Here is a 7,995-nt window from a genome sequence, read left to right on the forward strand (position 1 = left end):
TGTTGGATATAGGTCTATCATTTGAGAAATTGCTTTAGGAAGAGGTTGTCCTCTCCACCGCTACAACGTCATTCAACGATGAGGAAATGGCATTGTAGACGGAAAATTGCGGAAATTCTCTTAAATAAAAAACACATAACCGGGTGCATGTAACCAGGTATAGGGTGGGCGCGTGTTCGGATTGTTCGGAAAGAAATCCAGTGCAGTACTGGGGGTGGATATCAGCTCCAGTTCGGTCAAATTGCTAGAGCTCTCGAAGCAGGGAAATCGCTACAAGGTTGACAGCTATGCTGTTGAGCCGCTCCCGGCAAACGCTGTTGTCGAGAAAAATATCACTGATGTAGAAGCTGTCGGGGAGGCGCTGAAAAAGGTGGCCGCCAAATCCCGTACCAGCCTCAAGCAGGTGGCGGTGGCCGTCTCCGGATCCGCCGTTATCACCAAGCTCATTCAAATGAATGGCGGCCTTAACGAGTTTGAGATGGAAGACCAGATCACGCTCGAGGCTGACCAGTACATTCCTTATCCCCTCGACGAAGTCGCCATCGACTTTGAAGTGCAGGGCGCCTCTGAAAGTAATCCTGATCAGGTTGACGTTCTGCTGGCGGCGTGCCGCAAAGAGAATGTCGACATTCGGGAAGACGCGCTCGAAATCGCCGGACTGTCGGCCAGGGTTGTCGACGTCGAGGCCTATGCGTTGGAACGGGCCTTTCGCCTGATTGAGTCGCAACTGGAATCCCAGGGTGAAGAATTGGTTGTTGCCATTGTGGACGTGGGGGCAACCATGACAACCCTGAGCGTGCTCGCTGAGGGTAAGACGGTATACACCCGGGAGCAGATTTTCGGTGGCAAGCAGCTGACGGAAGAAATTCAGCGTCGCTACGGCTTGTCGCTGGAGGAAGCCGGTCTGGCCAAGAAGCAGGGTGGTTTGCCGGACGACTACGAGTCCGAGGTGCTGAATCCCTTCCGTGAGGCGGTCGTACAGCAAGTTGCCCGAGCGTTGCAGTTCTTCTTCGGAGCGAGTCAGTACAATGCCGTCGATTATGTTGTGCTGGCCGGTGGTACAGCGTCGATTCAAGGGCTTCCGGAAATGGTAGAGGAAAAGACAAACACGCCAACGGTGATAGCGAACCCGTTCGCGGATATGGCGGTTGGCTCGAGAGTAAATGCGTCTGCGCTGGGAAATGATGCACCGGCACTGATGATTGCGTGTGGACTGGCGATGAGGAGCTTTGACTGATGGCAAAGATTAACCTCAGACCCTGGCGAGAGGAGCTGCGCGCTGAGAAGCAGCAGCAGTTCCTGATCATGATTTTTGTGGCTGCGCTTCTGGCTGCAGGGGCTGCGTTCCTCTGGAAGGTCGATATGGACAACCGTATCGCCTATCAGGAATCACGGAATGCCTATTTGCAGACCGCGATGAAAGAATTGGATGAGCAGATTCGGGAGATTGAAAGCCTCAAGCGCAAGCGCGATGAACTGCTGGCGCGGATGCGGGTGATCCAGGATCTCCAAGGTAAGCGGCCGGTTATTGTCCGGGTGTTCGACGAACTGGTGCGGACCTTGCCGGACGGCTTGTACTATATGGACCTCAAGCGCACCGGCGATCAGATCCAGATTGCGGGCATGGCCGAATCGAACAGCCGTATTTCGGGGCTTATGCGCCAGTTTGAAGACTCCGACTGGTTCACCAATCCCAATCTGACCAATGTTGCTGCGGCCGACCAGGCCCGGGCCGGATACAGCCGGTTTGATCTGTCCGTTACCCAACAGACCCCTGAGCCCGAAGAGGAGGGTAATCAATGAGCCTCGCGGACTCGCTGAAAAGTCTTAACGAATTTGATATCAATGATCTCGATATCAATAACGCCGGTATCTGGCCTGCGCCGGTAAAGTTCATTGTGGTTCTGCTGATCTTCGGCCTGATTCTTGGTGGCGGCTACTGGTTTTTCGTCAAGGACCAGTTCGGGCGCCTGGAGCGGGTTCAGGCGGAGGAGCAAAACCTGAGGCAGCAGTACGAAGCAAAAGCCTACCAGGTGGCAAATCTGGATGTCTTCAAGAGCCAGATGGCGGAAATGGAAGAAACCTTCGCAGCGCTGGTTCAGCAGCTGCCCAGTGATACCGAAGTCCCCGGACTGCTTGAAGACATCACCAACACCGCTCTGGGCAGCGGTCTTTCCCTGCAGAAGGTTGCCTTGCAGCCTGAGCAGAGACGGGACTTCTATGCCGAATTGCCAATCAATATCGAAGTGATTGGGACCTATCACGAGCTGGGCTCTTTTGTAAGCAGCATTGCAGCGCTGCCGCGGATTGTGACGCTGCATGATTTAACTATTAAACCAAACGGCGGTAACAGCGAGCAGCTGAGTATGTCAGTGGTTGCTCGTACCTACCGCTACCGGGCTGGAGAATAAGCATGGCAAGACAGCGTGCCGGTGTGGCCTGGCTGGGTGTGTGCATGGCGTCACTGTTGACGGCCTGTTCCCAGGGAGAGGGCTTTGCCGATATTGATCAGTACATGGCAGAAACCCGGGCGAAGCCCCGGGGTCATGTTGAACCGCTTCCGGAGTTCAAAGCCTACGAGGCGTTCAGTTATTCTGCGGCAGATCGCCGGGCGCCCTTTGAGGTGCCTATTGAAGTTCAGCTGACCATGGTGGATCAGGCGCCTGAAAGCAACGTCGAGCCAGATTTGGACCGACCGAAGGAAGTGCTTGAAAACTATGGTCTGACAGAATTGAAGATGGTTGGTACCTTGCGTGACGCAGGCGGAGACCTGTTTGGTCTTGTCGCGGACAGTGAGGGTGGCGTCCACCGGGTTCGCTCCGGAAACTACATGGGCACCAACTACGGCAGGATTATCGGTGTGAGTGAAAGTCGCATTGAACTTATAGAAATCGTTCCCAATGGCCGGGGGGGGTGGGTTGAGAGACCTCGGTCCTTGTCAATGGATGAGGCAGAAGGCTAAGGAGCGGCGATATGAACAGCACAGAACAAATGCATGAAAATAACAGGTTAGGGTCGAGGCTAGCGATGTTCAGAAAAATCAATGTATACGTCGGCGCGGTAGCTATGGGATTGTTGTCAGGCCTGGCCCACGCGGTCACGCTGGAGGACGTGTCATTTTCTTCGCTGCCCGGTGACCGAACGGAAGTGACGCTTAAATTTGACGGGCAGCCGCCTGAGCCCACCGGGTATAACATAGAGCGCCCCGCCCGGATTGCGGTTGATCTGCGAGATACCCAAAGCGGGCTGAATGCTCGCAGTGTTCCGCTGGGAAATGGCAATGCTCAGAGCATGACAGTGGTCGAGGCAGATGACCGCACCCGGTTGATTTTTAACCTCGCCGAACTCCAGCCTTACACCACTGCCCGGGACGCTGACAGCATTGTCCTGGTCATTGGTGCAGAGGGTGGCGCCGCTGCGCCGACTGGCCAGCCAGCTGCGGCTCCGGTCGCGGCCCAAGCTCAGGCGATGGCCGGGTTGACGGGCATTGATTTTCGTCGCGGGGCGGAGGGCGAAGGCCGGGTGATCGTAGAACTTGGCGATCCTGGTCAATCTATTGACCTGTCTGAATCCGCCGGCAAGATCCGGTTGATTCTCGACGGTGCCGAGGTTCCTCAGGAGCTGCGTCGTCGTCTCGATGTGACCGATTTTGCGACTCCGGTTACTCGTATTGATACCTTTATGGAAGGTGGTAACGGGGTTGTCGAGATTCGCCCGCAAGGTAACTACGATTACATTGCCTACCAGTCGGGTAATCAGTTCACTGTCAGTGTTGAACGTTTGACTGAGGAAGAGGCTGAATCCCGCCTTGAGGACAAGTTCCCGTATACCGGCGAAAAGCTGTCGCTCAACTTCCAGGACATTGAAGTGCGCTCAGTGCTCCAGTTGATTGCCGACTTCACCGGTCTGAACCTGGTGGCCAGTGACACCGTGGGCGGTAGCATTACCCTGCGACTGCAGAATGTGCCCTGGGATCAGGCGTTGGATCTGATTCTCAAAACCAAGGGTCTGGATAAGCGTCAGATTGGTAACGTCCTCCTGGTTGCTCCGGCCGACGAAATTGCTGCCCGCGAAAAGCTAGAGCTTGAAACCAACAAGCAGATTGCCGAGCTGGCTCCGGTCCGTCTTGACATTATTCAGGTCAACTACGCCAAGGCGGCCGACATCGTTGCCCTGGTCCAGGCTGATGCTGAGCTTATCTCCGAGCGCGGTTTTATCTCCTCCGATGTTCGTACCAACACCATCAGTGTACGCGAGAGCGCAGAAAAGCTGGATGAGATCCGTCGTCTGGTGAGCACCTGGGATGTTCCGGTCCGGCAAGTCCTGATCGAAGCGCGGATCGTTCGTGCTCAAACCGATCTGGCGGAAGAAATCGGCATCGAGTGGGGAATTGAAGGGCGCGGTAACGCAAACGGTGGCGACAACAATATTGTGGTCGGAGGCTCTCGTGGTGGCCTCGCTGGCGGCTTTGGTCTGCCGTCGGATCTTAACGTGGATCTTGGCGTGACCCGCAGCAATACATCGTCCATCGCTTTCGGCTACATCGGCACAGATTTCCTGATTGATATGGAGCTGTCCGCCTTTGAAAGCGATGGTCAGGCAGAGATTGTGGCGCAACCGAAGGTTGTAACCGCAGATCGTCAGACCGCCAAGATCAAGTCCGGTGAGGAGATTCCTTACCAGGAAGCTTCCTCCAGCGGTGCCACATCGGTGTCGTTCAAGGAGGCCGCGTTGTCACTGGAAGTGACGCCGCAGATCACGCCGGATGACAGGATCATTATGGATCTGACGGTGAACCAGGATTCCCGTGGTCAGGAAACTGCCGGGGTGCCAAGCATCAACACCAACGAAGTGACTACCCAGGTGCTGGTGCGTAATGGTGAAACGGTTGTTCTGGGCGGGATCTTCCAGTCAGAAACGGCTACGACGACGGTTAAGACGCCGTTCCTGGGAGACATTCCATACCTGGGTGCACTGTTTACCAAGAACACTCGAATTGATGAGCGCAGTGAGCTGCTGATTTTCATCACTCCGAAGATCTTTGAAGGTGACCTGGTCGACTGACCGGATCCCCTGAACTGCAAGCCGCCGGTCCCCCGGCGGCTTTTTTTTGTCTGACAAATGACGGTTACCGGATTGTTGGCGGGCTGTGATATTCTCAGCCGCCAAACGAGGTAAGAGTTAATAACATGTCGTTGCCCAAGAGAGTGGTGTTGGTGGGGCCCATGGGGGCTGGCAAGAGTACCATCGGCCGGTTGCTTGCGCGGGAGCTCGGATACCAGTTCCTGGACTCCGATCGCCTGATTGAGGAGCGCTGCGGTGCCAATATCCCCTGGATTTTTGATGTCGAAGGGGAGGATGGGTTTCGCCAGCGGGAAACGGCCATGCTTGCCGAGCTGGCGGAAAGAGAGGGGATTGTTCTGGCGACAGGTGGCGGCGCAGTCATGAAGCCAGAGAATCACGCCTGTCTGCGTAAAGAGGCCAAGATTATCTACCTCAGGACGTCCATCGAGCAGCAGGTAGAACGAACCCGCAAAGATCGGAACCGTCCACTGTTACAGAATGACAATCCCGAAGCTGTACTGCGAAATCTTTTCGCAATCCGTGACCCGCTTTACCGGCAGCTCGCCGACATTGTCATTCATACTGATCGAAAAAGCCCCCGTCTGGTTGTCAGGCAGCTGATCAACCGGCTAAATCCCAAAACGCCACGGCACCGACGGACCGTAAGAAAGGAAGGCAGGAATCATGCATAGTTCGCGACAGGAGCTTCGTGTTGATCTGGGCGAGCGAAGTTACCCGATACTGATTGGACCCTCACTGCTGGGGCAGCAGGATCTGACGCCTTTCGTGGCGGGTGAGCAGGTGATGATCGTTTCCAACGAAACGGTTGCGCCTCTGTATATGGAGGCTGCCAAAGCGTGTTTCCCGGGAAAAACCGTGGACACCGTCGTTTTGCCTGACGGCGAACAGTACAAGAACTGGCAGACCCTGAATCTGATTTTTGATGCCTTGCTGGAGCGCAGGCATTCGCGAAAGACAACGCTGGTTGCCCTGGGTGGCGGTGTTGTTGGTGACATGACCGGTTTTGCCGCGGCGTCCTATCAGCGTGGGGTTCCCTTTATCCAGATCCCCACGACCCTGTTGTCACAGGTGGATTCGTCGGTGGGTGGAAAAACGGGAATCAATCACCCGCTTGGCAAGAATATGGTTGGTGCCTTCCATCAGCCGGAAGTCGTGCTCATTGATACTGCAACACTTAACACGCTTCCGGAGCGGGAAGTCTCGGCAGGACTGGCGGAAGTTATCAAGTACGGGCTGATCCGGGATGTAGCGTTTCTGGCCTGGCTGGAGGCCAATATCGAGCGTCTGATCGGGCTCGAGGCTGATGCCCTGGCTGAAGCCATTTACCGTTCCTGTGCCTGTAAAGCCGACGTGGTTGCCCAGGATGAGCGTGAGGGTGGATTGCGGGCTATTCTGAACCTCGGTCATACCTTTGGGCATGCCATTGAAACGTTTGCTGGCTATGGTTCCTGGTTGCATGGTGAAGCTGTTGGAGCCGGCATGCTGATGGCGGCTGATCTATCGGTCAGGTTGGGTATGTTGTCCGGGGACGACCAGAGCCGTGCTCGCGAGGTGATCCTCAAAGCGCGGTTGCCGGAAACGGTTCCAGAAGGGATGAAGCCCGATGACTTCCTTCGGTTGATGGCCGTAGACAAGAAGAATGTTGATGGCGCCCTGCGTCTGGTGTTGCTAACTGGCTTGGGTGACGCTGTTATTGTGTCTGATGCAAGTACGCAGTCGTTGCGTGAAACGCTGAATAAGTTCTGCTGCTCAGAGTAGAGCGCGGACAGTGAATTACCATCAGGGGATGGCGTTCCACATGGGTGCAACTGATCACAGGGGCGAAAGCCTGGACAGCGGCGGATTGTTTCCAAGGTTGCAGGAGCGGTTTGGCTTGCGGGAAGACCCGTTGGCGATGGAATCCCCGTTTTTTGCCGCGGCCCAGCGCCAGCATGCCCTTGAGTCGCTCCGGCACCTGTGTGGGTTCGGTGATGTGGCCTTGTTGTTGACCGGTAATCGCGGCGCGGGCAAGACCCGGTTGCTTGCTGAGCTGGTGCGCAGTGAGGCGGCCCGTCTGGATTTCCATTTCCTGGATGTCGCGGCCCTGACCAGTGTTCAGGCGCTTGCGCAACGGCTGTTAGCCGTTGCGCATCAGCAATTGAAACCTGGCAATTCGGCCCGTGATGCCGTCTACGGTTTTTTTCGCTGGAGTGAATCGGCAACCCGAAAAGGGCGGCGTATTGTTCTGTTGATTGATAACGCTGACCAGGGTGCGCCTGAGTTGATGCGGCTGTTGATCGGTGCTTTTCAATCGGCAGACGCTGCCGCGGCTGCAGTGCCGGTGCTTACTGGTGACGTTCGGTTGCCTGAGTTGTTGGGGTTTACGGAGGTTGCTGATCCGACGGGCTTCCATCAGATTCCGCTTCGTCCACTCTCTCCTGCCGATGTTTTTGCTTATCTGGAGCCTCGGGTTCGGCAGGCCGGAGGTAAAGTCAGTGAGCTGTTGGGTGCGCCCATGGTCGAGCGTATTCATGGCTTGAGTCAGGGCAGTTTTGGTCGACTTCGGCGTGTTGCTCCGGCGGTCTGGCTGGGATTGGCGCAGGAGGCTTCGGTGAAGCGTGGATGGGGAGCTTTGGCTGCTTTGCGCTGGCCGCTCGCTGCTCTGGCGTTGTTATCCGTGTCCTGGTGGCTGGTGTCCCGACAATATGATGAAGCGATGGTGGCTAGTTCCCAGGGTGGGGTTGAAGTGCCGCCGGTAGAGCGGCGAAGCGTTACGCTGGGGCCGGGCCGCGCTCTGGAAACCGAGGCCGTTGCTGTGTCTGGCGAGAGTCAGAGCTTGCCCAGGTTGCCCGTTGAAGAGGAGGCTGTTCCAGAGCCAGAGCCAGAGCCAGAGCCAGAGCCAGAGCCAGAGCCAGAGCCAGAGCCAGAGCC

General features: G+C 56.2%; 8 protein-coding genes. All 8 read left to right on the forward strand.

Translation table 11 applies throughout. The features are described 5' to 3' along the window. The first annotated feature begins 172 nt into the window (after positions 1–172). On the forward strand, positions 173–1,237 hold the full coding sequence (locus tag BLV11_RS13715; RefSeq protein WP_091815503.1) for a pilus assembly protein PilM: 1,065 nt from the start codon (positions 173–175) through the stop codon (positions 1,235–1,237). Next, positions 1,237–1,803, forward strand: coding sequence for a PilN domain-containing protein (locus BLV11_RS13720; protein WP_091815507.1), 567 nt, complete (start codon positions 1,237–1,239; stop codon positions 1,801–1,803). The genes BLV11_RS13715 and BLV11_RS13720 overlap by 1 nt, the downstream gene beginning before the upstream one ends. Beyond that, positions 1,800–2,411 (forward strand): type IV pilus inner membrane component PilO, encoded by a 612-nt coding sequence (locus BLV11_RS13725; protein ID WP_091815511.1) that lies wholly within the window; start codon positions 1,800–1,802, stop codon positions 2,409–2,411. Before BLV11_RS13720 ends, BLV11_RS13725 begins: the two co-directional genes overlap by 4 nt. A 2-nt stretch (positions 2,412–2,413) precedes the next feature. Next, complete coding sequence (locus tag BLV11_RS13730) at positions 2,414–2,962, forward strand: pilus assembly protein PilP (protein WP_091815514.1); 549 nt, start codon at positions 2,414–2,416, stop codon at positions 2,960–2,962. 65 nt (positions 2,963–3,027) lie between these two features. Then, on the forward strand, positions 3,028–5,064 hold the full coding sequence (locus tag BLV11_RS13735; protein ID WP_245726034.1) for a type IV pilus secretin PilQ: 2,037 nt from the start codon (positions 3,028–3,030) through the stop codon (positions 5,062–5,064). Positions 5,065–5,189: 125 nt separating this feature from the next. Beyond that, positions 5,190–5,756, forward strand: a complete 567-nt coding sequence (gene aroK / locus BLV11_RS13740) for a shikimate kinase AroK (protein WP_091815521.1) — start codon at positions 5,190–5,192, stop codon at positions 5,754–5,756. After that, positions 5,749–6,843: a 3-dehydroquinate synthase gene (aroB, locus tag BLV11_RS13745; RefSeq protein ID WP_091815526.1), complete on the forward strand. Its 1,095-nt coding sequence runs from the start codon at positions 5,749–5,751 to the stop codon at positions 6,841–6,843. Before aroK ends, aroB begins: the two co-directional genes overlap by 8 nt. Before the next feature lie 40 nt (positions 6,844–6,883). Next, on the forward strand, positions 6,884–7,995 hold a 1,112-nt coding region (locus BLV11_RS18235; protein WP_245726035.1), incomplete at its 3' end, for an ATP-binding protein.

It is taken from the genome of Marinobacter mobilis, from assembly GCF_900106945.1.
Taxonomy (GTDB): domain Bacteria; phylum Pseudomonadota; class Gammaproteobacteria; order Pseudomonadales; family Oleiphilaceae; genus Marinobacter; species Marinobacter mobilis.

What these genes read in the sequence shown, in the direction of transcription:
- BLV11_RS13720 (WP_091815507.1), top strand. Translation starts at nt 1,237, where the DNA reads ATGGCAAAGATTAACCTCAGACCCTGGCGAGAGGAGCTGCGCGCTGAG.
- BLV11_RS13725 (WP_091815511.1), top strand. Translation starts at nt 1,800, where the DNA reads ATGAGCCTCGCGGACTCGCTGAAAAGTCTTAACGAATTTGATATCAAT.
- BLV11_RS13730 (WP_091815514.1), top strand. Translation starts at nt 2,414, where the DNA reads ATGGCAAGACAGCGTGCCGGTGTGGCCTGGCTGGGTGTGTGCATGGCG.
- BLV11_RS13735 (WP_245726034.1), top strand. Translation starts at nt 3,028, where the DNA reads ATGTTCAGAAAAATCAATGTATACGTCGGCGCGGTAGCTATGGGATTG.
- aroK (WP_091815521.1), top strand. Translation starts at nt 5,190, where the DNA reads ATGTCGTTGCCCAAGAGAGTGGTGTTGGTGGGGCCCATGGGGGCTGGC.
- aroB (WP_091815526.1), top strand. Translation starts at nt 5,749, where the DNA reads ATGCATAGTTCGCGACAGGAGCTTCGTGTTGATCTGGGCGAGCGAAGT.